Raw genomic sequence first — 20,830 nt, forward strand, 5'->3', positions numbered from 1 at the left:
CATCACGATGGATTACTCGATCCGCCGTCGCGCATCAGCGTCTCATAATCGCGACCGCCGTAGAAGATGCTGACGATGCGAACAAGATCGTGGCTGCCAACATAGGCGATAATAGCCGAGTGCTCGAACGGCACCGTTCGCAACCCTGGTGCAAATGTCATCGCGCGGCCGGCTGCCACGCGGTGCATTGCCGATGCTTCGGCAGCGATCTTCGATTCGAAGCACGAATTTCAGCGTTATGTCCGGATTTCCGCCGGGCTCGATGATGTGCTTGAAAATGTCAGCCAGATCGTTTCTGGCGGTTTCACGGTAGTCGACCTCAAGCCGCTGAATCATCAGCGCGGCCTGAATACTGAGCAAACAGTCCTCGGAGATGATCGCGCACTTCTTCTCCGGTATAGCCAGGCCTCGTATCCTCGATCGACCCCTTTATACGCGCCCTGATCGAGGCCATGCGCTCGGCATGTTCTTCCTCCTCGCGCTGGAAGGCGCGAAGCGCTGCGCGGATGACTTCGCTGGCCGAACCGAAGGAGCCGTCTTCAACCTTTTCGCGGATCATACGCGCCATGGCGGGCGTTACGGTGATTGACAGTTTCTCAGCGGATTCCATGGAATTTGGCCTCGCGATACAAAGTAGGATGTTATCCTACTTCTGCGCCCGCGCAATCCGCAAGCAGGGAGCTACTCCGCCGCTTCCGCCCGAAAAGGCAGCCCCAGCCATTCGCGGCAGTCGGCGAGCGCGCGCGACGTCACGGCGTGCCGCTTGGCGACCGTCTTGTCCTTGCCACGCAGCCGCTTGCCTTCGATCTTCGGCGCGTCCACCGGCGGGAACAGGCCGAAATTGACATTCATCGGCTGGAAAGAGCGCTTTCCGGGCTCGTCGTCGGAGACAATATGGCCACCAGTGATGTGGTTGAGCAGCGCGCCGAAAGCGGTGGTCAAGGGCGGCAGGGACGGCGCATGGCCAAGCCTTTCGGCGGCGGCGAAACGCCCGGCGAGCAGGCCGATGGCGGCACTCTCGACATAGCCCTCACAGCCGGTGATCTGGCCGGCAAAACGCAAGCCGGGCCGCGACTTCAACTGCAGCGAAGCGTCGAGCAGCGTCGGCGAATTGATGTAGGTGTTGCGGTGCAGGCCACCGAGGCGGGCGAATTCGGCGTTTTCCAGCCCGGGGATGGTGCGGAATATGCGCACCTGCTCGGCGTGCTTCAGCTTGGTCTGGAAGCCGACCATGTTGTAGAGCGTGCCCAGCGCATTGTCCTGGCGAAGCTGGACGACGGCATAGGCCTTTACGGACGGATTATGCGCATTGGTCAGCCCCATCGGCTTCATCGGCCCGTAGCGCAATGTCTCGACGCCGCGCTCGGCCATCACCTCGATCGGCAGGCAGCCGTCGAAATAGGGCGTGCCTTCCCACTGCTTGAATTCGGTTTTCTGGCCGCCGACCAGCGCCTGCACGAAGGCAAGGTACTGTTCCTTGTCCATCGGGCAGTTGATGTAATCCTTGCCAGTGCCGCCGGGGCCGACCTTGTCGTAGCGCGACTGGAACCAGCAGATGTCCATGTCGATCGTGTCGAAATGGACGATCGGGGCGATGGCGTCGAAAAAGGCGAGCGCGTCGGCGCCGGTTGCGTCTGCAATCGACTGGGCGAGCGAAGGCGCGGTCAGCGGGCCGGTGGCAACGATCGCCTGGTCCCAGTCCGCCGACGGCAGGCCGGGCACCTCCTCGCGACGAATGGTGATGAGCGGGTGGGCTTCGAGCTTTCTGGTGACCGCTTCGGAAAATCCGTCGCGGTCGACGGCCAGCGCACCGCCGGCCGGCACCTGATGCGCATCGCCGGCGCTCATGATCAGCGAACCGGCCAGCCGCATTTCGGCGTGCAGCAGGCCGACGGCATTGGTTTGCGCATCGTCGGAGCGGAAGGAATTCGAACAGACGAGCTCGGCCAGCCCGTCGGTCTTGTGCGCGTCGGTGCCGCGGACGGGACGCATTTCATGCAGGACAACGGGAATGCCGGCTTCGGCCGCCTGCCAAGCGGCTTCGGAGCCGGCGAGACCGCCGCCGATGACGTGAATGGGATTTTTGCTCATGAGCGCCGAAATAGTCGCTTGGCGCCGGGATTGCAATTGCCACGCGGGAGGATGGCTGACGGGGAAAGCCGCCCCAAAACAACAACACCCGCCGGGGGAGGAGGTCCGGCGGGTGTCGTTTTGTTGGTCGATCCTCGGGAGGAGGTGAAGATCGACCGTATTCGTCATTGCCGGGGAGGAGGTCGGCTTTGACGAAATTCTTTTCGCCATTTGAAAGGGCGCGAAACCCTTTTTAGAAACAACTTAGAAACAGCGCCCGCCGAGGGAGGAGGTCCGGCGGGCGCCGTTTTTGTGGTCAACCCTCGGGAGGAGGTGAAGGCTGACCGTATCCGTCAGGGTCGGGGAGGAGGTCGACCCTGGCGAAATTCTTGTGGTTAGATCGCCCTGCGAGCGACCATCTTGATCTCGTCGCGGACGATGCCGAGATCGTTGAGCTGGCGATTCGACAGGCGACCCAGCTCGGTAACCGTCTCGCGGTAGACGCGCCAGTTACGATAGTTGCGGATCAGGTTCATTGTCGTTCTCTTTTCAAAACTGGTTCGGACCATTTGCGGCCCGAAGGATTAGACCGCCTTGCGGGCAACGTAGTGAATGTCGCTGCGGCTGATGCCGAGGTCGGTCAGTTCACGGGTGCTCAGGCGGTTCAGCTCGGACACGGTGTCCCTATAGCGGCGCCAGTTGCGATAGTTGCGGATCAGGTTCATGGTAGTCTCGTTTCGTCTTTCTTTCGGATCATTCCGTCTTTATGTGCACCGTGAAAATAGGTGGGGTCATATCGATTTAAAAGCGCTATTGGTGCATGGCAGCAATGCAAATTGTGCAATGCAGCATTAACGCGCGTCCGGTTTTCCGCCCAGATCGGAAAATGCCGTTAGGTCAAACGTTTGGCCGGACGAGCTAAAAGGACCAAGCAAAGGGGAGGGGCATGGCGAGCTATTCGTCACGGGTCAGGTCGGATATCGCGCGATGGCAGCAGGCTGGCCTGATCGACGCGCCGACAGCCGATGCGCTGACGCGCGACGTCGAGGCAAACGAACGCAAATCGCTGAGTTTCGGCTCGATCCTGGCGATGATGGCGGCGCTGCTGTTCGGCGCGGCTATCCTGATCTTCATCGCCGCCAACTGGGAAGTCATCCCGCGGCTGGTGCGGGTCGCGGCACTTTTTGCCGTTATCCTTGCCGGCTATGTCGGCGGGGCGGTGCTGAAGATGCGCGACCATGCGGCGATCGGCGAAGCACTGTGGATCGTCGCGGCGGCAGCGTTCGGCGGATCGATCGCGCTGATCGGCCAGATGTATCATTTGTCGGGCGACGAGGCCTCGGCCTTGATCACCTGGGGCGCCGGCACGGCGCTGGCGGCGGTGGCGCTGCGCTCAAACCCGCTGACCGTCGCTGCCGTCGGCATCGCCGATGCCTGGCTGTTCCTGAGAGGGTTCGACTACTTCCGGCGCACGGAATTTCCGCATCTCTTCGTGGTCATGGCGCTAATTCTGTTCGCCGTTTCGTTCTGGACGCGCAGCCAGGCGGCGCGCCACCTGATCATCCTGTCGATCCTTTTCTACCTCGTGCTGTTGGCCATGGAATACGACACGCTGCAAGTCGCCATCCCGCTCGTTGCCGCGTCGGTGCTGCTTTTTACCGCTGCGATCTTTGCTGCCGGGCCGGTCGAGAGGGTTTTGCAACTCGGCGGCAGGTTGCCCTTGCACGCGCTGATCGGCTTTCTCACCGGCCTGGCGATGATCCAATTCGAACTGGCGGATGAAAGCAGCTACAATAGCGGCTTCGCCATTGCCTCGGCTGTTGCGCTGGCCGGCATCGTCGCGGCGATCGTGCTGGGCGGCCGCGAGAGCCGGGGACTGCGCTGGGTTGCCTATGCGGGCTTCGCCTTCGAACTCGCCATCATCTATGTGGTGATGCTGCAATCAATGCTCGACACGGCAGGCTTCTTCCTTGCGGCGGCGGTGCTTCTCGCCGTTCTTGCGTTCATTATCATCCGCATAGAAAAGCGCATGAACGCCTCGAACATGACAGGAGCGGCGGCATGATGACCGGCAAAAGACTGATCATCTCGGCGCTGGTCCTGGCGCTCGTCCAGATCGGCTTTCTGAGCTGGATCATCGCCGGACGCGCGGCGATCCTGCGCGATGGCAAGCAGGTCCTGCTCAGGGTTGAGCCGATCGATCCGCGCGATCTCTTGCGCGGTGACTACATTCTGCTCGGCTACGACATTTCGCGCATACCGGTGAAGCTGATCGGCAACATTCCGGCCGGCAAACTTTCCAGCGACGACACGTCGATCGTGGTCAGGCTGAAGCCGCGCGCCGACGGCTATTGGGGGCCGACCGCGGCTTGGTTCGGGCAAGCGCCGGTGCCGGCAGCATCCGATGAAGCCGATATCGTCGGACACGTCTCCGAGGGCTGGAATATCAGCCAGGGAGCAACGACGATCGCGCCGGATTACGGCATCGAGCGCTTCTATCTGCCGGAAGGCGAGGGGATGGCGATCCAGAACGACATGCGGGTGCGGCCGTTCGGCATCCGGGTGGCGATTGCGGCCAACGGCACCGCGCAGATCAAAGCGCTGGTGGATGGCGACAAGACACTGTTCGAGGAGCCGCTTTACTAGATCGCGCTACTGCCTTGGCAATGATCCTCCTTCGCCAAGGCTTCGGAGGAGCTTCGAGTGGCCTGCCACCCGAAGCTCGAAGAGCGAAGGGTGGTGCGGATGAAGGGACTCGAACCCCCACGCCTTTCGGCACTGGAACCTAAATCCAGGGCGTCTACCAATTCCGCCACATCCGCATTGCCCGGCCAATCCCATGTAGCCATCATTCTGTCAATGTCAGAGCCCACATCGGCATCATTGGCCGGAATGCAAAGATGGTTGAAAATCGGCCGCGCCTGTGACAAAAGGCGTGTCGAATGTGACGGGACGCGACGATCCGCTTCTGCAGAATGTGATAAGAAGTAGGAAAAACAAAGACTTATTCACATTTTGGAGCGTATTTCTGGAGGATTTGTGCCGCGTTGAGCGGACAGATCGCCAAGTCCCGCACCAAAAGCCATTCCCGGCAAGATCATACCGGCAGGCTGTAAACGGCAGGGGCCGTTTGACGGCCTCATTGGTGGAAACAAAGGTTTTATGATGCAGGTCACCGAAACGCTCAACTCCGGTCTCAAGCGCGAGATCAAGATCACCGTGCCGGCCGGTGACATGGAAGCCAAGCTGATGGCGCGGCTCTCCGATGCCAGGAACAAGGTCCGCATCAACGGCTTCCGCCCCGGCAAGGTGCCGGTGCAGCATCTGCGCAAGGTCTACGGCAAATCATTCATGGCCGAAGTGGTCAACGAGATTCTCAATGATTCGACCCGTTCGATCATCACCGGGCGCGGCGAAAAGGCCGCCATGCAGCCTGAAGTGATCATGACCGAGGACGAGAAGGAAGCCGAGAAGATCCTGGCAGGCGGTGCCGATTTCGAGTTCCGCCTGAACTATGAGGTCATTCCGCCGATCGAGATCAAGGATTTCTCCGACATCAAGGTGACGCGCCAGGTGTTCGACGTGCCGGATGAAGAGATCGACGAGCAGGTCAAGCGTGTCGCTGAATCCGCCCGCACTTACGAGCCGAAGACCGGCAAGGCCGCCGAGGGCGACCGCGTGACCATCGATTATGTCGGCAAGATCGACGGCGAAGCCTTCGGCGGCGGCGCCGGCACCGATCAGCCGCTGGTGCTCGGCTCGAAGGAATTCATCCCCGGCTTCGAGGACCAGCTGGTCGGCAGCAAGGCCGGCGACGAGAAGCAGGTCACGGTTACCTTCCCGGAAAACTACCAGGCGGCGCATCTGGCCGGCAAGGAAGCCACTTTTGACGTGACGATCAAGGAAGTGTCGAAGCCCGGCGCGCTTGAGATCAACGACGAGATGGCCAAAAATCTCGGCCTTGAATCGCTGGAGCGCCTGCGCGAGGTGGTGCGCGGTCAGATCGAGAACCAGTTCGGCTCGATAACGCGCCAGAAAGTCAAGCGGCAGTTGCTCGACCAGCTCGATGCTGCTTACTCGTTCGAGGCGCCGTCCAAGCTCGTCGAGGCCGAGTTCAACAACATCTGGAACCAGGTCAACCGCGACCTCGAAGCTGCTGGGCGCACCTTTGCCGACGAAGAGACGACGGAAGAAGAAGCGCGTGCCGAATACATGCGGCTTGCCGAGCGCCGCGTGCGTCTCGGCCTGGTTCTCGCCGAAATCGGCGAGAAGGCCGGCGTCACCGTGACGGACGAGGAATTGCAGCGCGGCCTGTTCGAGCAGGTGCGTCGCTATCCGGCCAACCAGCAGCAGGAAGCCTTCGAATTCTACCGCAATAATCCCGAAGCGCTGAACACGTTGCGCGCGCCGATGTTCGAAGAGAAGGTGGTCGACCATCTGCTCGGCCAGATTTCGGTCACCGATGTCAAGGTCAGCAAGGAAGAGCTGCTGGCCGACGACGAGGATACGGAGACAACCAAGGCCAAGCCGGCGAAGAAGGCGGCTGCGAAAAAAGCGGACACCAAGAAGGCCGACGACGACGCTGAAGAGCCGAAGAAAAAGGCCGCGCTGAAGAAGAAGGCCGCCAAGGACGCTGAATAACGTCCCTGCTGAATTCCGAAAGGCCGCCTTCTCGAGGCGGCCTTTTTCGTTGTGGCGCAGACGCAACGGATTTCACGCATCTGGCGGTCGAGGTGGCGATATGAAGCTTTGATGATTATCTGCGCTGGGTTGCTGACCGCAGCGGTTGGAGGCATCGTTGAGACAGTTCTTCGGTATCGGAAGCGTGGCGGCGGCGTTCCTGCTTGCGTCGGTCTGCGGCATTGCCCAGGCTGATACGGTTCTCGACAACTGGCGGTTCGACAAGAGCAGCGATGGCCTTGTCACCGCCTCGCTTTACGCGACCAACAAGCTCATCACCGGCGGCGGCGCATTGAGCTACAGCCCGCTTTTGACGATCGCCTGCCGGACAGCCGGCGAACCGCGTTGGAGCGAATGGCTGCAGCTGAGCGACACCGTTTCCGCCAGCCGAACCATCGCCATGTCGGTGACTGTCGGCCAATCCGGCAAGCTCAACGAAAGCTGGTCGGTTGGCCCGCGCAGCAGAATGCTGGTCCGCGACGGTGCCGACGGCATCAGGCGACTGATTTCCGCGGACCGGCTGCTGCTGTCCTGGCGGTTCGGGCTGCTGTCGGGGCGCGGCAAAGCCGAGTTTGACCTCACCGGAGTTGAAGAGGCGATCGGCCGGATCGCCGCCAGCTGCAACACCAAATTGCCTTGAGCAGATTGTCCGCATTAACCTTTGCATGGCCGAACTCTACCTGCCGGCCGGGTTCTGTGGTATGTAGGTGCCGCAACCCCAGGCAGTGGATATCCGTTCTGCCATTCAAGAGCGCATGCCAGCGGACTAAATGTCGGCCTGTGCAGGTCAGCCACGGCAAATTGGCGATCAGGGAGGAAATGCCATGCGTGCCATTGTGTTTTTTATCATCATGTCCGTCGCCACCGTCATTGCCGGCCCCTCGCGGGCACAGGATGCCGCGGCGGGTGAGAAGGTCTTCGCCAAATGCAAGGTCTGCCATATCGCGGACAAGGACCAGAACAAGATCGGTCCGTCCTTGAACGGCGTCATCGGCCGAACGGCCGGGACGCATCCGGGGTTCAGCTATTCCAAGGCCATGACCGAGGCCGGCAAGTCCGGCGTCAAATGGGATGAGGCCACGCTGACGACCTACCTTCGCGATCCCAAGGCGATGGTCAAAGGAACCAAGATGGCGTTTGTCGGCCTCAAGAAAGACGAGGACATCGCCAACGTCATTGCTTATCTGAAGCAATTCTCCAAATAGCCCGGCTCTTCCGCCGGATCTTGGTATAGCAAACAGGTCGAGGCATAGCCTCGGCCGCAATCTGCCGGCAGTGTGTCGGTGGGGAGGGCGGCTCGTTGCAAAAAAGACATTGGCCGGCTAGGCTGCCATTCCCATCGGTGGTCGTCTGAATGTCGACTGAAGAAAGCCGTCTCAAGGATACCGGCATCCGTCTCTCGGAGGCGACGGCGGGTGATTTCTTTGCGCTTTTGAAACCACGCGTCATGGCGCTTGCCGTGTTTACTGCCTTCGTCGGCCTGATGATGGCGCCCAGCGTGATGAATCCAGTTATCGCCGTAATTGCCATCGGCGCAATCGCGGTTGGAGCGGGAGCCGCCGGCGCGCTCAATATGTGGTACGACGCAGACATAGACGCCTTGATGTCTCGCACGTCCAAGCGACCAATTCCGTCCGGTCGCGTCACGCCTGGCGAAGCTCTCAGCTTCGGTCTGGTGCTTTCCGCACTGTCGGTCATGACGCTCGGCGTGCTGGTGGGGTGGCTCGCCGCATCGTTGTTGGCGTTCACCATCTTTTTCTATGTCGTTATCTACACGATGTGGCTGAAGCGCTCGACGCCACAGAATATCGTCATAGGCGGCGCGGCAGGCGCCCTTCCTCCGGTGATCGGGTGGGCTGCTGCAACCGGCGCAATCGGCATTGAAAGTCTCATCCTGTTTCTGATCATTTTCCTCTGGACGCCGCCTCATTTCTGGGCGCTGGCCCTTTTCAAGGTCGGTGACTATGCCGCGGCGGGGGTCCCGATGATGCCGAATGTGGCCGGCCAGCACTCGACCAGAAAACAAATCTTCGCCTATTCGCTGCTCTTGGCGCCAATCGGCGTGCTCCCTTGGGGCTTCGGCTTCGCGAGCGGATACTACGGCACTGCTTCAGCCGCGTTGGGTGCAGGTTTCATTTGGCAGGCCTGGAAGGTTCTCGTCGCCGACAAGGAGATGAAGCCGGCAAAGGCGCTGTTTGCGTATTCGATTGTCTATCTTTTCGCAATATTTGCGGCGTTGCTTGCCGACACCATTGTAATGCGAGTGATCGCTTCAGCCGACTATTGACCCCGGCTCAAAACATCACGTTGGCAGAGCACAAAATCCCAGCAACAGCAGAATCACGACGCCAAGGCCGAGTATGAGAACTGTCCTTCCGTCCATGACCTTCACCTTCGACTAGAAGAGCATATCGAAGAACGGCGTCCGTAGCTAGTCAGGCTACCCGGGACCTCCTACTCCCGGGCCTTCCTACAAAGCGCGACAAGTCCCCCGCATGAGAGTATACTGATCATGGTGCAGGTCGCGGTTTGCGTGGGCCAATCGTGCAGAACGGCAGCACCGTAAAACGCGACCTTACCGGACCTGGTCTGGAGGAATGGTCATGGCAAGCTTTCACGTGATAGCAGGCGCCGGCGAGACGCTGGAACACACCAGAATTCGAAAAATCGGTGTCTCCGATCTTTTTGATGCGCTCAGGCGTGGCGTCGACGATTTTATGGTCAAGCCGTCGCACATCGTTTTTCTCTGCCTGATCTATCCGATTGCGGGAGTCGTGCTTGCTGTCTGGACATCAGGTAACAACACGCTGCCATTGCTGTTTCCGCTTGTGTCCGGCTTTGCACTGATTGGTCCGTTCGCGGCGATCGGCCTCTATGAGATCAGCCGGCGACGGGAAGCCGGGCTCGACGCCTCGTGGAGGCACGCCTTTGAGGTCAGGAGTTCTCCGGCACTGCCGGCTATTGCAGCGGTCGGCGTCATGCTGCTTGCGATCTTTATCGCCTGGCTTTTGACGGCCCAGATATTCTACCAGACCCTGTTCGGCCCGGCGCCGCCGCAATCGCTGTCCAGCTTCATCAGTGAAATATTCGCAACGGGACGCGGCTGGACGCTCATCATCCTGGGTCACGCCATCGGCTTCGTGTTCGCCGCGGTTGTGTTGTGCACCACGGTCGTCGCATTCCCGTTGTTGCTCGATCGCGATGTCGGCGCCTACGAAGCCATCCACACCTCGGTGCGCGTTGTCCTGGCCAACCCGATCGTGATGGCCGTGTGGGGCCTTATCGTCGCCGTCGCCCTGATCATCGGCTCGCTGCCAGTGTTCGCCGGGTTGGCAGTCGTGCTGCCGATCCTTGGTCATGCGACCTGGCATGTCTATCGGAAAGTTGTGGAATCGCCGCCGGCCACCAGACCGTGAGCTGAAAAAACCTGCCCTGCGCGCACCGGTGAAAGTGCCGGTGCGGGCAGGGTGGGGCAGAGCTTTCAATAGGCCGGGTGGCTGAAACGGGCCTGGCGCGCGTCCTTTGTCAGGTCGCGGAAATCCTTGCCGCTCACATGCACCAGCGTCCTATGGTCACCGCCCTCGAAATAGACTTCGGGAGCGTCGCCGAGGCTTTCATCGAGGACCACTGGCACATCATAGGCAGCGCCGATCGGCGGCACAGCGCCGACATCGCAATCGCCGAACAACGAGACCACCTCGTCTTCGGAGGCAAGTCCAAGAGGCTTGTCCATGACATCCTGCAATGTCGCGAGTTCTATCCTGTGCGTGCTTGGAACCACGGCGAGCGCGTAGCCACGGTCGTGGTGAACGACCACCGATTTGGCCATTATGCTGCCAGGCACATGTGCCGCAATGGCAGATTGTCTGCTTGTCGCCGTGCGGTGATGCTCGACGGTGTCGTAGGAAATTCCTTTCCTATCGATGAAGTCCTTCAGTCTGTTTGCGATGGTCATCTTGGGCGCCCCTTGCTGGTGTTCGCGACGCATGTGGAAACGCCGGCATCGCCTGTCGTTTCCGATACCAACAGAAATGGACCAGCCGTGGATTGTTTCAAGGCGAAGGCTCCAGGACCGGACCGCCTGGATCCGGATTGCATGTCAGGGCCCGGCCCCGAAAAACGCCATTCGGGTGAGAAGCGTGTAGTCCGCTTCGAAGACCATCATCGTCACGAACACCAGCACCAGCACCGGCGGCAGGATGATTGCATATGTCAGCGCCAGCCGTTCCCAGGCCATGTGCATGAAGATGGCGACGATCAGCCCTGCCTTGAGGATCATGAAGATCAGGATCAGCGACCATCTGAGATAGCCGTGGAGACCGAAATAGTCGACCAGATAGGAGCAGGTGCTGAGGATGAACAACCACGCCCAGACCACCAGATAGAGCTTGATCGGGTGCTCTTGATGAACCTCCGCCGGGGAAAACCCGGTCGTCGTCGCATCATGGGTATGGGCGCTGTCCAGTGCGTGTTGTCCCAGGCCGTTTGCGGTTGCTTCAGCCATGTCCTGCCTCTCACCAAAGATAGAAAAATGCGAAAATGAACACCCAGACCAGGTCGACGAAATGCCAGTAAAGCCCCATGATTTCGACGTTCTCGTAGCGGCCCCTTCGGCTGGTGAAGAAGCCGGGCCGTCCGACATCGTAATCCCCGCGCCAGACCTTTCGCGCCACGATGATCAGGAAGATCACGCCGATCGTCACGTGCGTGCCGTGGAAGCCGGTGATCATGAAAAAGGATGCGCCGAACTGGGCAGCGCCCCAGGGATTGCCCCAAGGCCGCACGCCCTCGGTAATCAGCTTGGTCCATTCGAAGGCCTGCATGCCGACGAAGGTCGCGCCGAGTGCTGCGGTCAAGAGCATCAGCACTGCCGTCTTGCGGCGGTCGCGGCGGTAGCCGAAATTGACCGCCATGGCCATCGTTCCGCTGCTCGAGATCAGCACGAAGGTCATGATGGCGATAAGGATCAGTGGAATGTCGGAGCCGCCGATGCGCAGGGCGAAGACCTCGCTCGGATTGGGCCACGGCACGCGTGTTGAGATACGCGCGGTCATGTAGGAGAGCAGGAAGCAGCCGAAGATGAACGTGTCGCTGAGCAGGAAGATCCACATCATGGCCTTGCCCCAGGACACGTTTTTGAACGCCCGCTGATCCGAGGACCAGTCGGCGGCGATACCTTGCCAGCCTGCGGGCCGCGGCTCTGTTCGGCCGATGTGGGCCAGTGTCGTCTCTGCCATCCGCCCGTTCCTCCTAGGTCAGCAACCCTCGGCAAATGTCGATTAAAGTCGAAGCCCAGCCGGCCAGAAGCGCAAAGATGGCGAGCCAGACGAAAAGCAGGAAATGCCAGTACATGGCGCACAGCTCGACACTGAGGCGAAGCCGCTGCGGCTGCGCTCCGTTCCAGGCGCCGACGCTCGTTCTGCCCAGCCCGACCAGTCCTCCCAGTATATGCAGGCCATGCATTCCCGTTAGCAGATAGAAGAAGCTGTTGGCCGGATTGGATGCCAGAAAATGCCCGTCCGCACTCAGTTCCCGCCATGCCACAAGCTGTCCAATCAGGAAGACGAGCGCCGTGAGTCCAGCGGTGGCGAGGCCAAGCCTGACCATGTCCACTTGACCCTTGCGCGCCGCGAGCGAAGCGCACTGTATCGCAATGCTGCTCAAGACCAGTACGCCGGTGTTAAGCCAGAGCAGGGGCGGGATGGGCAGCGGCCGCCAATCCGACAGCGCCATGCGCATGAAGTAAGCACTGGTGAACAGCGCGAACAGGCCGCCGACGACGGCAAGGAAGACGCCGAGACCGATCTTTGCGGTCGGCAGCGCCGATCGGTCCAGAGCGACAAAATCCCCGATCATACCTTGCTCGAGCCACGGCTTCGTCATTAACCGCTGATGGGAAAGCCACCACCCGGCAATACCTGCGATCACGAGCAGGAAGACCAGGATTACGCTCATGCCGGCTCCCTGGAGGGCGCGAAGGAGCCCGGAACGTTTTGCGGTATGAAGTCCTCCTTGGCTCCCGGTACGCTGTAGTCATAAGCCCAGCGATAGACGATCGGCAGATCCTTGCCGAAATTGCCATGGGCGGGCGGTGTTTCGGGCGTCTGCCACTCGAGCGTCGTCGCCCGCCACGGATTGCCGCCAGCCTCACGGCCATGGCGGATGCTCCAGATGAGATTGAACAGAAACACAATCTGAGCAAAACCGACTATAAAAGCCATGATGCTGATAAACGAGTTCAGGTGGTGGGCCGATTCCGTCATGATCGTCATGTCGGTCAATTCGTTGTACCGCCGCGGCACGCCCATCAAGCCGAGATAGTGCATGGGAAAGAAGATCAGATAGGCGCCGAGGAAGGTGACCCAGAAATGGAACCGGCCTAATGTCTCGTTCAGCATCCGGCCGGTGACCTTCGGATACCAGTGATAGATCGCGCCGAAGATTACGATGATCGGGGCAACCCCCATGACCATATGGAAATGGGCGACGACGAACATCGTGTCCGACAGCGGAACGTCGACGACGACATTGCCGAGGAACAAGCCGGTCAACCCGCCATTGACGAAGGTGACGATGAAGGCCAGGGCAAAAAGCATCGGAATCGTGAGGTGGATGTCGCCGCGCCACAGCGTCAGCACCCAATTGTAGACCTTGATGGCTGTTGGGACGGCGATGATCAATGTCGTTGTGGCGAAGAAAAAGCCGAAATAGGGATGCATGCCACTGACATACATGTGGTGCGCCCAGACCACGAAGCTCAGCGCGCCGATGCCGACGATGGCCCAGACCATCATGCGGTAGCCGAAGATGTTCTTGCGCGCATGGGTGCTGATCAGGTCGGATACGATGCCGAAGGCCGGAAGCGCCACGATGTAGACCTCCGGATGGCCGAAGAACCAGAACAGATGCTGGAACAGGATCGGGCTGCCGCCGCCGTGCTGCAACTGTTCGCCCATCTCGACGATCGCCGGCATGAAGAAGCTGGTGCCGAGCGCCCGGTCGAGCAGCATCATCACGCAGGCGACGAACAGCGCCGGGAAGGCGAGCAGCGCCATGATGGTGGCGGTGAAAATTCCCCAGACAGTAAGCGGAAGGCGCATCAGCGTCATGCCGCGCGTGCGCCCCTGCAGCACCGTCACGACATAGTTCAAGCCGCCCATGGTAAAGCCGACGATGAACAGGATCAGCGAGACAAGCATCAGGATGATGCCCCAGTCCTGGCCGCCTGGCGTACCGGTCATGATCGCCTGCGGCGGATAGAGCGTCCAGCCGGCACCCGTCGGTCCGCCGGGCGCAAAGAAGCTCGACGCCAGGACCAGCACGGCGAGCAGATAGATCCAGTAGCTCAGCATGTTGACATAGGGAAAGACCATGTCGCGAGCACCAACCATCAACGGGATCAGATAGTTGCCGAAGCCGCCCAGGAAGAGTGCCGTGAGCAGGTAGATCACCATGATCATGCCGTGCATGGTGATGAACTGGTAGTAGGCTTCCGGGGTGATGAAGTCGAATGTGCCGGGGAAGCCGAGTTGCAGCCGCATCAGCCAGGATAGCACCAGCGCGACCATGCCGATCGCTGTCGCCGTCGCCGAATACTGGATGGCGATGACCTTGGCGTCCTGCGAGAAAACGTATTTCGTCCACCAGCTGTGCGGATGGTAGAGTTCCATTTCCGCGACTTCGGCCGGCGGTACCGCATCTGCAGGTGTGATATCGACCATAGGAACACCTCCGTGCCCTTTTCGGCCAGCCCGACAGTTCGGGCTTGCCACACTAATTTCAATCCCGACGGCGCGCCGTCGTTCCGGTTTCCTACTCTGCCGAGCCCATCTGCTGGGGGGCGGACAGCTGCGCAAAAGTCTGCTGCTGGCCAAGCCACGCCAGATAGTCTTCCTGAGTATCGACCATGACCACGCCATGCATCATCGGATGTCCCTGGCCGCAGAGTTCGGCGCACAGGACCTGGAAGGTTCCGGTCTTGGTCGGAGTGAACCAGAAATAGGTGACCGAGCCCGGGATCATGTCCATCTTGGCGCGGAATTCCGGCACGTAGAAATCGTGCAGCACATCGATCGAGCGGAGCAGCATCTTGACCGGTTTGCCTACCGGGAGGTGCAGGTCGGCCGCTTCCACTACGACATCGTCCTGGCCGTTGGCATCGGTGGCGATGACGCCGAGTGGATTTTCAGCGTTGACGTCGCGAGTGTCGGATGTGCCGAGCTTGCCGTCCTTGCCGGGGAGGCGGAAACTCCATTGCCACTGCTGGCCGACAACTTCGATCTCGGTTGCGTCGCTTGGAACGTTAACGAACCGGCTCCAGACGAACAGGCCTGGAACGAGCAAAGCGGTGACGCCAACCGCGGTGACGACCGTCAGCCAGGATTCGAGCCGCCTGTTCTCAGGTTCGTATGCCGCCTGATTGCCTTCCCGATGACGGAAGCGGAAGACGCAATAGGCCATGAAAAGAACCACGGCGGCGAAGACGACACCGGTGATCCAGAAAGTTATGATGATGGTGTTGTCGATATAGTCCCAGTTCGAGGCAATCGGCGTCCACCACCATGGGCTCAGGAAGTGGAACAACACCGAGCCCACGACTATCAGAACGAGTACAAGCGCAACGGCCATGTCCCGGTTCCTCCCGGTATTCCAAGCGGCGCAAGCCGTCCCGGGAAATACCAAGTGCATCATAACTTGATTTGCGATGAAAATTCTAGAGCCGGCTGTGGGAAGGGCAAAAATACCATTTCGGGGCTGGCGGTCCTTCGGTTCGGCGGTGATCAGCGGCAGCGCGTGGCAAACATCGTCAGCGTCGAGTAACCGGCAAGGGCGGGCACGCCGAATGTGCCCGGCAGAGTCACCGGAACGGCGATCGTCGGGGATCGTCGCGCGCAGGTTCTGCAGGAACAGCAGCATGACGAAGAACGTCAGCACGATTGCTTCGACCAGTGTCCGTTCACCTGCTCGACGCTCGACGAAGAGAGTGGAGCCACTTTATTGGCCGGCAGATGTCACCCGCCAAACTGTGTTGCCGACGTCGTCGGCGATGAGCAGGGCCCCGGTTTTGTCGACAGCCAGGCCGACAGGCCGGCCGCGCGCCTTGTTGTCCTTGTCCAGGAAGTCAGTCACCACGTCGGTAGCGACGCCGCTCGGACGGCCGCCGCTGAATGGTACGAACACTACCTTGTAGCCATTGAAGCGCGTGCGGTTCCAGCTGCCATGCTCGCCAACGAAGGCGCCGCCACGATATGCCTCGGGAAGGCTGGTTGCCGTATAGAAGGCCAGTCCCAGAGGGGCGACGTGGGAACTCAGTGCATAATCCGGAACGATCGCTTTTGCGACCAGGTCCGGACGTTGGGGCATGACACGGGGATCGAGATGCTGGCCGTAATAGCTGTATGGCCATCCGTAGAAGCCGCCATCCTTTACCGAGGTCAGATAATCCGGCACGAGATTGGGGCCGAGCTCGTCGCGCTCATTGATCACTGCCCAGAGCGCCCCGGTCTGCGGCTCCCAGCTCAGGCCGTTTGGATTGCGCAAACCGCTGGCGAAAATGCGCGACCGGCCGGTGGCCCTGTCTACCTGCCAGATGGCGGCGCGGTTCTTCTCCGCCTCGATGCCGTTTTCGGCGACGTTGCTGTTCGAGCCGATGCCGACATAGAGCAGCGAACCGTCGGGGCTTGCCACCAGGCTCTTCGTCCAATGGTGGTCGATCGGGCCGCCGGGCAGGGCGGTTAGCGGCGTCCCGGGCGCGGTGATCTTTGTGTCACTGGTGTTGTAGGGATAGCGGACGATGGAGTCGGTATTGGCGACGTAGAGATCGCTTCCCACCAGCGCCACGCCAAAGGGGGAGCTCAGGTGGTCGAGGAATACGCTGGTCAGCTCCGGCTTGCCATCGCCATCGGTGTCGCGCAGCAGCGTAATGCGGTTGCTTGGGCCGCTGTCGCCGCCCGAGGTGACCCAGGATTCGATCCAGCCCATCACCAAATCCTTGGGCCGTTTGATCGGTTCGCCACCCGGCGCCTTGGACTCGACCACCAGGACGTCGCCATTGGGCAGCACGTAAAGCGACCGCGGATGCTGCAAGCCGTGGGCATAAGCCTGGATCTGCAGCCCCTGCGCGACGGTCGGCTTTTCGTCGTTCTTCCATCCGACCACGGAAGCGAGATGCATGGGCGGGAAGAAATATTGGATCGGCTCCGGCAGGTTTGGATTCGGCCCTATCTGACTGCTGGGCTCCGGGTCGTTGCCGCTGCACGCTGCAAGAGTGATCGCCGCAGTGCAAACGAGGACGGACACCGCGATGCGCCTGGTCTGACCGATGGAGCTTGCTATGCGCATCAATCCGCCACTCCGACGTGATGCCGGTACACCATGGACCAGCCCAGCCAACCAGTGAAGATGAGGATGAGCACGACAACCGCCGAGAGGATCAAGCCGGTAGGAACGATGGAGGTCCATGCATCGCGGGTGTGCACGAGCATGTTGATGATGGATAACGCCAGCGCCAGAAGATTGCCGAGCACGTGCGGCCAGGCGGGGGGCTGTGCCCTTATCAGCGGATTGGCCAGGAAATCGATCAGCCCCGCGATCGCTGCTAGGCAGCCCATGATCACGCCGACGGTAACCAGCCAAGCGGAGAAGTCAGCCCACATCATCTCCGCTGTTCGCCAATAGGCTAGATCCGTCAGCAGGGTGCCGACGAAGCAGGCGATCGGAAATGGCACGAGCATCGGATGAATAGGATGTCCCGCAATCCTGGCCGTCGAACGCGGATTGTCACCGACCATAATGCGCCATCCTTCCTATTCTCGTCCAAACAAACGCCGCCTGCCCGGCCTCCGGCGGCTGTTGCCGAGAGACCGGCAGACGACCGATAGATCCGTCAGGCCCAAAAAAGGGCGCTGGCTGGCTGCGCCTGTTAGGCGGCGGACTGGGTCGGCGGGTTCTGATACATCATCCAGAGCTCGATCGCCGCCAGCACGGCGACCAGAATGCCGATCACGACATGCACGGTCATCGCCGTGGTCGCCTGGAATCCAAGCACCCAAGGCGATGCGAGAACCCACAGTCCGACGACCAGGTTCACCCACTCTTCCCACACGGCAAATGCTGCGAGGGCGGCAACCGAAAGCACGACGATCAAGATTCCGCTGCCGAGGGCGTTCTGCGTCTGCGGGCCTGCCGCAAATGCGAAGATCCAGGGAGAGAAGAACAGAATTGCCCCAAGGATCAGGTTGGCTACGTCACAGAGCCTGGCGTTTGTCCACTGGTTCATGGCATCCTCCATAAGGAGCGTTTATGGCTCCTGAGTTCGGCAAGGTGGTGCCTGAGTTCGGTGAGATGCGCCCGAAGCCGCTCACTCCGTGTCACGGTAGTGCCCTGCCCGGCTGGAATTCCGCATCTGGCGGTACTCCAGCCAAATCCAGCTATCTAACTGAATTCCGGGCTTTATGTTCCATTCGGCACCGGCACGCCTGGATCAATTGGTGGTGATCGAGCGATCCAAAGCTGCCTGTCAGGGGGCGGCGGGGCGGCGGCGCGTAGCTCATTCTGTCTTTTTATCGAGCCGGTGAAACATTTCTCATGGATCGCAGTTCTTGGATGCAGAGGAGTTGAATAAGGGAAACCTGATTGCACGGGAGGAGCACGGACGGCACAACTATAAATACGCTCTGCATAGAATACTTCGCAACTGGAAGCTCTCGCTTGTCTTGGTTGCCGCCGAAGCTTGTTTGAAAGACGGCGGTCGCCGCCGAAAAGATTTCTAAATGAAAATAGCCCAGATCGCACCGCTAACCGAATCCGTGCCGCCCCGAACCTACGGTGGAACCGAGCGAATTGTTTCGTATCTGACCGAAGAACTTGTCCGACAGGGCCACGAGGTGACGCTGTTCGCCAGCGCCGATTCTCGTACCTCAGCCGAGCTGGTGCGATGTTGCGACGTCGCGCTGCGCCTGAACCCCAGGGTCCAGGACGGTGGTCCGCACCATGTTATGATGCTTGAACGGGTGCGCCGGCGAGCCGATGAATTCGACGTTTTACATTTCCACGTCGATGTCCTGCACTTCCCCATAATTCGGGATTTTGCCAGACGAACGGTTACCACGCTTCACGGCAGGCTCGACCTGCCCGATCTGGCGCAGCTTTATGCGATGTTCGACGACGTTCCCCTGGTCTCGATCTCCTTCGACCAGCGCCGGCCCATGCCGCCCGTCAATTGGGTTGGAACCGTGCATCACGGCCTGCCCCGCGATCTTCTACCATTCCACCCGAACACCTCTGGCTATCTTGCGTTTCTCGGTCGCATCTCGCCGGAAAAGGGGCCGGAAGCGGCCATAGAAATAGCAGCGCGGGCCGGGTTTCCCCTGAAGATCGCCGCCAAGATCGACAAGGTGGACCAGTCGTTCTGGAAGGAAAGGGTCGAGCCGCAAGTGCTGCGGCATTCGAACGTGGAGTTCATTGGCGAGATCGATGAGCGGCAAAAGGCGGATTTTCTGGGCAATGCGATAGCGCTTTTGTTTCCGATCGACTGGCCGGAACCCTTCGGGCTCGTAACGATCGAAGCAATGGCCTGCGGTACGCCGGTGGTTGCGTTCCGGCGTGGCGCCGTCCCGGAGATCATCGATGACGGTGTGTCCGGATGGATCGTGGATACGGTGGAGGAAGCCGTGGGCGCGCTCCGGCGCATAGACAGCCTCGATCGCGCACGAGTGCGGCAGACGTTCGAGAAGCGGTTCACGGTCGAGCGCATGTGCAGCGATTATGTGGCACTCTACCGAGCACTCACGAGCGGCACGGCAGACGCAGTTGCCCCCACAAACGAGCTCTCCAGAAATATCGCGATGGTGGCTGTGCCGGGCTGAGGAACCGACTAATCCACATACAGACCACGACGGCGGAGTCCGGGAGCGCCTGCGGGGTCTTGTCGCCGGGCGCGGCGACCGCGCCAGAAGCTTTTGATCAGCAGCAAGCCTTCCCGGGGCTGATGCTTTCGCGAGCGGCGGCGCACTGCCGCCGGTCCGGATTGACGCGCGCTACTTTCGCTGCAAAGGTGCTTTAACGACTTGTTTACCATGCGTCAGTCAGGGGTGGGGGGAATTTGGAACGCTTTCTGGGCGCGAACCGCCTTAATTGGGATGATCGGGCCGAACTGCACTCGACCGACACAACGGGCAGCTACCACATCGAGAATGTGCTGGCCGGCGGATCCAATCTCTATGAGCTGGAAACACGCGAGCTCGGCGATATCGCCGGCAAGGATATCGTCCACCTGCAGTGTCACATCGGTCTTGACACGATCAGCCTGAAGAATCTCGGCGCAGGCAGCGTGACCGGGCTCGACTTTTCACCGACGGCGATCGTGGCGGCGCGGGATTTTGCTGCGAAGGCAGGCACCGACGTGCGCTTCGTGGAAGCGCCACTGTTCGAGGCGGTGGAAGCGCTCGGCCGGACCTTTGACATCGCTTACGTTACTTGGGGCTCGGTAAACTGGCTGGACGACGTGTTCCGTTGGGCGCGGGTGGTTGCCGATCTCCTGCGACCCGGCGGCCGCCTCTACATGGCCGAGGGCCATCCATTGATGTTTCAGTGCGATCGAAAGGCCGCGGCCCTGGAATTGAAGCACGACTGGCGAACGCCGATAGCTCGGCCGCTCGCCTGGAACGAGGAACTGACCTACACCGGCGATGACCGCATCTTGAAGCATCCTCGCTATTATGAGTGGATCCACCCGATCAGTGACGTGGTGAATGCGCTAATTTCAGCTGGTCTGACGCTCGATTTTCTCAATGAGCATGACACGGTTTCGTGGCAGCACTTTTCATTTGCCGTGCGGGCCGGCAAGGATATGTACGGCCTACCCGAGAACTCTCCCAAGATACCGATGGCTTATTCCATTGGCGCGACGAAGCGCAGCGTCGGCAAGATACCATACCTTGTGTCTCCCAAGGCGATTGAGGGCCACTAGTCCAAGGTCAATGCTCTGACGTACTCGGGTCGGAGCGTCGAAATGTGCAATGGCGCTCGTGCGCCTCGATCTTCCGAGCAAGGCTGATCTAGCTGGCGTTTCATGTTGGTC

At 60.4% G+C, this 20,830-nt stretch carries 23 protein-coding genes, 1 tRNA gene and 1 pseudogene; 9 read left to right on the forward strand and 16 right to left on the reverse strand.

Annotation, left to right across the window (positions count from 1 at the left end):
- Window positions 1–2: 2 nt before the first annotated feature.
- The 5 genes from NKI18_RS06155 to NKI18_RS06175 form a co-directional block, all read right to left on the reverse strand.
- Window positions 3–179, reverse strand: coding sequence for a hypothetical protein (locus NKI18_RS06155; protein WP_353019119.1), 177 nt, complete (start codon window positions 177–179; stop codon window positions 3–5).
- Window positions 180–319: 140 nt separating this feature from the next.
- Window positions 320–610, reverse strand: a complete 291-nt coding sequence (locus tag NKI18_RS06160; protein ID WP_352618263.1) for a type II toxin-antitoxin system ParD family antitoxin — start codon at window positions 608–610, stop codon at window positions 320–322.
- A 71-nt stretch (window positions 611–681) separates the two neighbouring features.
- Window positions 682–2,091, reverse strand: a complete 1,410-nt coding sequence (gene trmFO / locus NKI18_RS06165) for a methylenetetrahydrofolate--tRNA-(uracil(54)-C(5))-methyltransferase (FADH(2)-oxidizing) TrmFO (RefSeq protein WP_352618260.1) — start codon at window positions 2,089–2,091, stop codon at window positions 682–684.
- A gap of 374 nt (window positions 2,092–2,465) precedes the next feature.
- Window positions 2,466–2,606, reverse strand: coding sequence for a DUF1127 domain-containing protein (locus NKI18_RS06170; protein WP_023678914.1), 141 nt, complete (start codon window positions 2,604–2,606; stop codon window positions 2,466–2,468).
- 48 nt (window positions 2,607–2,654) lie between these two features.
- Window positions 2,655–2,795, reverse strand: coding sequence for a DUF1127 domain-containing protein (locus NKI18_RS06175; RefSeq protein WP_023678913.1), 141 nt, complete (start codon window positions 2,793–2,795; stop codon window positions 2,655–2,657).
- Window positions 2,796–3,016: 221 nt separating this feature from the next.
- On the opposite strand from NKI18_RS06175, the gene NKI18_RS06180 reads away from it, so the two are divergent.
- Both NKI18_RS06180 and NKI18_RS06185 read left to right on the forward strand, forming a co-directional pair.
- Window positions 3,017–4,135: a DUF2157 domain-containing protein gene (locus NKI18_RS06180; protein WP_352618256.1), complete on the forward strand. Its 1,119-nt coding sequence runs from the start codon at window positions 3,017–3,019 to the stop codon at window positions 4,133–4,135.
- Complete coding sequence (locus NKI18_RS06185; RefSeq protein WP_352618253.1) at window positions 4,132–4,716, forward strand: GDYXXLXY domain-containing protein; 585 nt, start codon at window positions 4,132–4,134, stop codon at window positions 4,714–4,716. Before NKI18_RS06180 ends, NKI18_RS06185 begins: the two co-directional genes overlap by 4 nt.
- Window positions 4,717–4,807: 91 nt before the next feature.
- Here the strand turns inward: NKI18_RS06185 and NKI18_RS06190 are convergent.
- Window positions 4,808–4,892 (reverse strand) — tRNA-Leu (locus tag NKI18_RS06190).
- A 343-nt stretch (window positions 4,893–5,235) separates the two neighbouring features.
- Between NKI18_RS06190 and tig the strand changes: the two genes are divergently transcribed.
- The 5 genes from tig to NKI18_RS06215 all read left to right on the forward strand — a co-directional run bounded on the left by tig (window position 5,236) and on the right by NKI18_RS06215 (window position 10,166).
- Window positions 5,236–6,711: a trigger factor gene (gene tig, locus NKI18_RS06195; RefSeq protein WP_352618498.1), complete on the forward strand. Its 1,476-nt coding sequence runs from the start codon at window positions 5,236–5,238 to the stop codon at window positions 6,709–6,711.
- A 157-nt stretch (window positions 6,712–6,868) separates the two neighbouring features.
- Complete coding sequence (locus NKI18_RS06200) at window positions 6,869–7,390, forward strand: hypothetical protein (protein ID WP_352618250.1); 522 nt, start codon at window positions 6,869–6,871, stop codon at window positions 7,388–7,390.
- Between the two features lie 211 nt (window positions 7,391–7,601).
- Entirely contained in the window at window positions 7,602–7,955 is a 354-nt protein-coding gene (locus NKI18_RS06205) for a c-type cytochrome (RefSeq protein WP_502894605.1), read from the forward strand.
- Window positions 7,956–8,104: 149 nt separating this feature from the next.
- Window positions 8,105–9,037: a heme o synthase gene (locus tag NKI18_RS06210; RefSeq protein ID WP_352620487.1), complete on the forward strand. Its 933-nt coding sequence runs from the start codon at window positions 8,105–8,107 to the stop codon at window positions 9,035–9,037.
- Window positions 9,038–9,353: 316 nt separating this feature from the next.
- Complete coding sequence (locus NKI18_RS06215) at window positions 9,354–10,166, forward strand: DUF2189 domain-containing protein (protein WP_352620489.1); 813 nt, start codon at window positions 9,354–9,356, stop codon at window positions 10,164–10,166.
- A gap of 65 nt (window positions 10,167–10,231) precedes the next feature.
- Here NKI18_RS06215 and NKI18_RS06220 read toward each other — a convergent pair whose 3' ends face one another.
- From NKI18_RS06220 to NKI18_RS06265, 10 genes and pseudogenes are all read right to left on the reverse strand, one after another.
- A complete protein-coding gene (locus NKI18_RS06220) occupies window positions 10,232–10,705 on the reverse strand; it encodes an aminoacyl-tRNA deacylase (protein ID WP_023678905.1) in 474 nt (157 codons plus the stop codon).
- Window positions 10,706–10,849: 144 nt separating this feature from the next.
- Complete coding sequence (locus NKI18_RS06225; protein ID WP_352620491.1) at window positions 10,850–11,254, reverse strand: cytochrome C oxidase subunit IV family protein; 405 nt, start codon at window positions 11,252–11,254, stop codon at window positions 10,850–10,852.
- Between the two features lie 10 nt (window positions 11,255–11,264).
- Window positions 11,265–11,987 (reverse strand): heme-copper oxidase subunit III family protein, encoded by a 723-nt coding sequence (locus tag NKI18_RS06230; RefSeq protein ID WP_023678903.1) that lies wholly within the window; start codon window positions 11,985–11,987, stop codon window positions 11,265–11,267.
- Window positions 11,988–12,000: 13 nt separating this feature from the next.
- On the reverse strand, window positions 12,001–12,705 hold the full coding sequence (locus tag NKI18_RS06235) for a cytochrome c oxidase subunit 3 (protein ID WP_352620493.1): 705 nt from the start codon (window positions 12,703–12,705) through the stop codon (window positions 12,001–12,003).
- Window positions 12,702–14,471, reverse strand: coding sequence for a cytochrome c oxidase subunit I (ctaD, locus tag NKI18_RS06240; RefSeq protein ID WP_352620495.1), 1,770 nt, complete (start codon window positions 14,469–14,471; stop codon window positions 12,702–12,704). Before ctaD ends, NKI18_RS06235 begins: the two co-directional genes overlap by 4 nt.
- A gap of 91 nt (window positions 14,472–14,562) precedes the next feature.
- Window positions 14,563–15,378 (reverse strand): cytochrome c oxidase subunit II, encoded by an 816-nt coding sequence (coxB, locus tag NKI18_RS06245; RefSeq protein WP_352620497.1) that lies wholly within the window; start codon window positions 15,376–15,378, stop codon window positions 14,563–14,565.
- Window positions 15,379–15,545: 167 nt separating this feature from the next.
- Window positions 15,546–15,702, reverse strand: a pseudogene (locus tag NKI18_RS06250) (efflux RND transporter permease subunit); the annotation flags it as partial.
- 42 nt (window positions 15,703–15,744) lie between these two features.
- Window positions 15,745–17,091: a PQQ-dependent sugar dehydrogenase gene (locus NKI18_RS06255; protein WP_352620499.1), complete on the reverse strand. Its 1,347-nt coding sequence runs from the start codon at window positions 17,089–17,091 to the stop codon at window positions 15,745–15,747.
- On the reverse strand, window positions 17,091–17,540 hold the full coding sequence (locus NKI18_RS06260) for a DUF2231 domain-containing protein (RefSeq protein WP_352620501.1): 450 nt from the start codon (window positions 17,538–17,540) through the stop codon (window positions 17,091–17,093). Before NKI18_RS06260 ends, NKI18_RS06255 begins: the two co-directional genes overlap by 1 nt.
- A gap of 131 nt (window positions 17,541–17,671) precedes the next feature.
- Window positions 17,672–18,028: an SPW repeat protein gene (locus NKI18_RS06265; protein WP_023678896.1), complete on the reverse strand. Its 357-nt coding sequence runs from the start codon at window positions 18,026–18,028 to the stop codon at window positions 17,672–17,674.
- A gap of 493 nt (window positions 18,029–18,521) precedes the next feature.
- Here NKI18_RS06265 and NKI18_RS06270 point away from each other — a divergent pair, with 493 nt between their 5' ends.
- Window positions 18,522–19,616 (forward strand): glycosyltransferase family 4 protein, encoded by a 1,095-nt coding sequence (locus NKI18_RS06270; protein ID WP_352451365.1) that lies wholly within the window; start codon window positions 18,522–18,524, stop codon window positions 19,614–19,616.
- Window positions 19,617–19,852: 236 nt separating this feature from the next.
- Window positions 19,853–20,719, forward strand: a complete 867-nt coding sequence (locus NKI18_RS06275) for a class I SAM-dependent methyltransferase (protein WP_023678894.1) — start codon at window positions 19,853–19,855, stop codon at window positions 20,717–20,719.
- Window positions 20,720–20,830: the final 111 nt, after the last annotated feature.

It is taken from the genome of Mesorhizobium sp. M0800 (genome assembly GCF_040320095.1).
Classification (GTDB): domain Bacteria; phylum Pseudomonadota; class Alphaproteobacteria; order Rhizobiales; family Rhizobiaceae; genus Mesorhizobium.

Excerpts from the sequence above, each read along its gene's own strand:
- NKI18_RS06160 (WP_352618263.1), bottom strand. The coding sequence starts at position 610 with ATGGAATCCGCTGAGAAACTGTCAATCACCGTAACGCCCGCCATGGCG.
- trmFO (WP_352618260.1), bottom strand. The coding sequence starts at position 2,091 with ATGAGCAAAAATCCCATTCACGTCATCGGCGGCGGTCTCGCCGGCTCC.
- NKI18_RS06170 (WP_023678914.1), bottom strand. The coding sequence starts at position 2,606 with ATGAACCTGATCCGCAACTATCGTAACTGGCGCGTCTACCGCGAGACG.
- NKI18_RS06175 (WP_023678913.1), bottom strand. The coding sequence starts at position 2,795 with ATGAACCTGATCCGCAACTATCGCAACTGGCGCCGCTATAGGGACACC.
- NKI18_RS06180 (WP_352618256.1), top strand. The coding sequence starts at position 3,017 with ATGGCGAGCTATTCGTCACGGGTCAGGTCGGATATCGCGCGATGGCAG.
- NKI18_RS06185 (WP_352618253.1), top strand. The coding sequence starts at position 4,132 with ATGATGACCGGCAAAAGACTGATCATCTCGGCGCTGGTCCTGGCGCTC.
- tig (WP_352618498.1), top strand. The coding sequence starts at position 5,236 with ATGCAGGTCACCGAAACGCTCAACTCCGGTCTCAAGCGCGAGATCAAG.
- NKI18_RS06205 (WP_502894605.1), top strand. The coding sequence starts at position 7,602 with ATGTCCGTCGCCACCGTCATTGCCGGCCCCTCGCGGGCACAGGATGCC.
- NKI18_RS06210 (WP_352620487.1), top strand. The coding sequence starts at position 8,105 with ATGTCGACTGAAGAAAGCCGTCTCAAGGATACCGGCATCCGTCTCTCG.
- NKI18_RS06215 (WP_352620489.1), top strand. The coding sequence starts at position 9,354 with ATGGCAAGCTTTCACGTGATAGCAGGCGCCGGCGAGACGCTGGAACAC.
- NKI18_RS06220 (WP_023678905.1), bottom strand. The coding sequence starts at position 10,705 with ATGACCATCGCAAACAGACTGAAGGACTTCATCGATAGGAAAGGAATT.
- NKI18_RS06225 (WP_352620491.1), bottom strand. The coding sequence starts at position 11,254 with ATGGCTGAAGCAACCGCAAACGGCCTGGGACAACACGCACTGGACAGC.
- NKI18_RS06230 (WP_023678903.1), bottom strand. The coding sequence starts at position 11,987 with ATGGCAGAGACGACACTGGCCCACATCGGCCGAACAGAGCCGCGGCCC.
- NKI18_RS06235 (WP_352620493.1), bottom strand. The coding sequence starts at position 12,705 with ATGAGCGTAATCCTGGTCTTCCTGCTCGTGATCGCAGGTATTGCCGGG.
- ctaD (WP_352620495.1), bottom strand. The coding sequence starts at position 14,471 with ATGGTCGATATCACACCTGCAGATGCGGTACCGCCGGCCGAAGTCGCG.
- coxB (WP_352620497.1), bottom strand. The coding sequence starts at position 15,378 with ATGGCCGTTGCGCTTGTACTCGTTCTGATAGTCGTGGGCTCGGTGTTG.
- NKI18_RS06255 (WP_352620499.1), bottom strand. The coding sequence starts at position 17,091 with ATGCGCATAGCAAGCTCCATCGGTCAGACCAGGCGCATCGCGGTGTCC.
- NKI18_RS06260 (WP_352620501.1), bottom strand. The coding sequence starts at position 17,540 with ATGGTCGGTGACAATCCGCGTTCGACGGCCAGGATTGCGGGACATCCT.
- NKI18_RS06265 (WP_023678896.1), bottom strand. The coding sequence starts at position 18,028 with ATGAACCAGTGGACAAACGCCAGGCTCTGTGACGTAGCCAACCTGATC.
- NKI18_RS06270 (WP_352451365.1), top strand. The coding sequence starts at position 18,522 with ATGAAAATAGCCCAGATCGCACCGCTAACCGAATCCGTGCCGCCCCGA.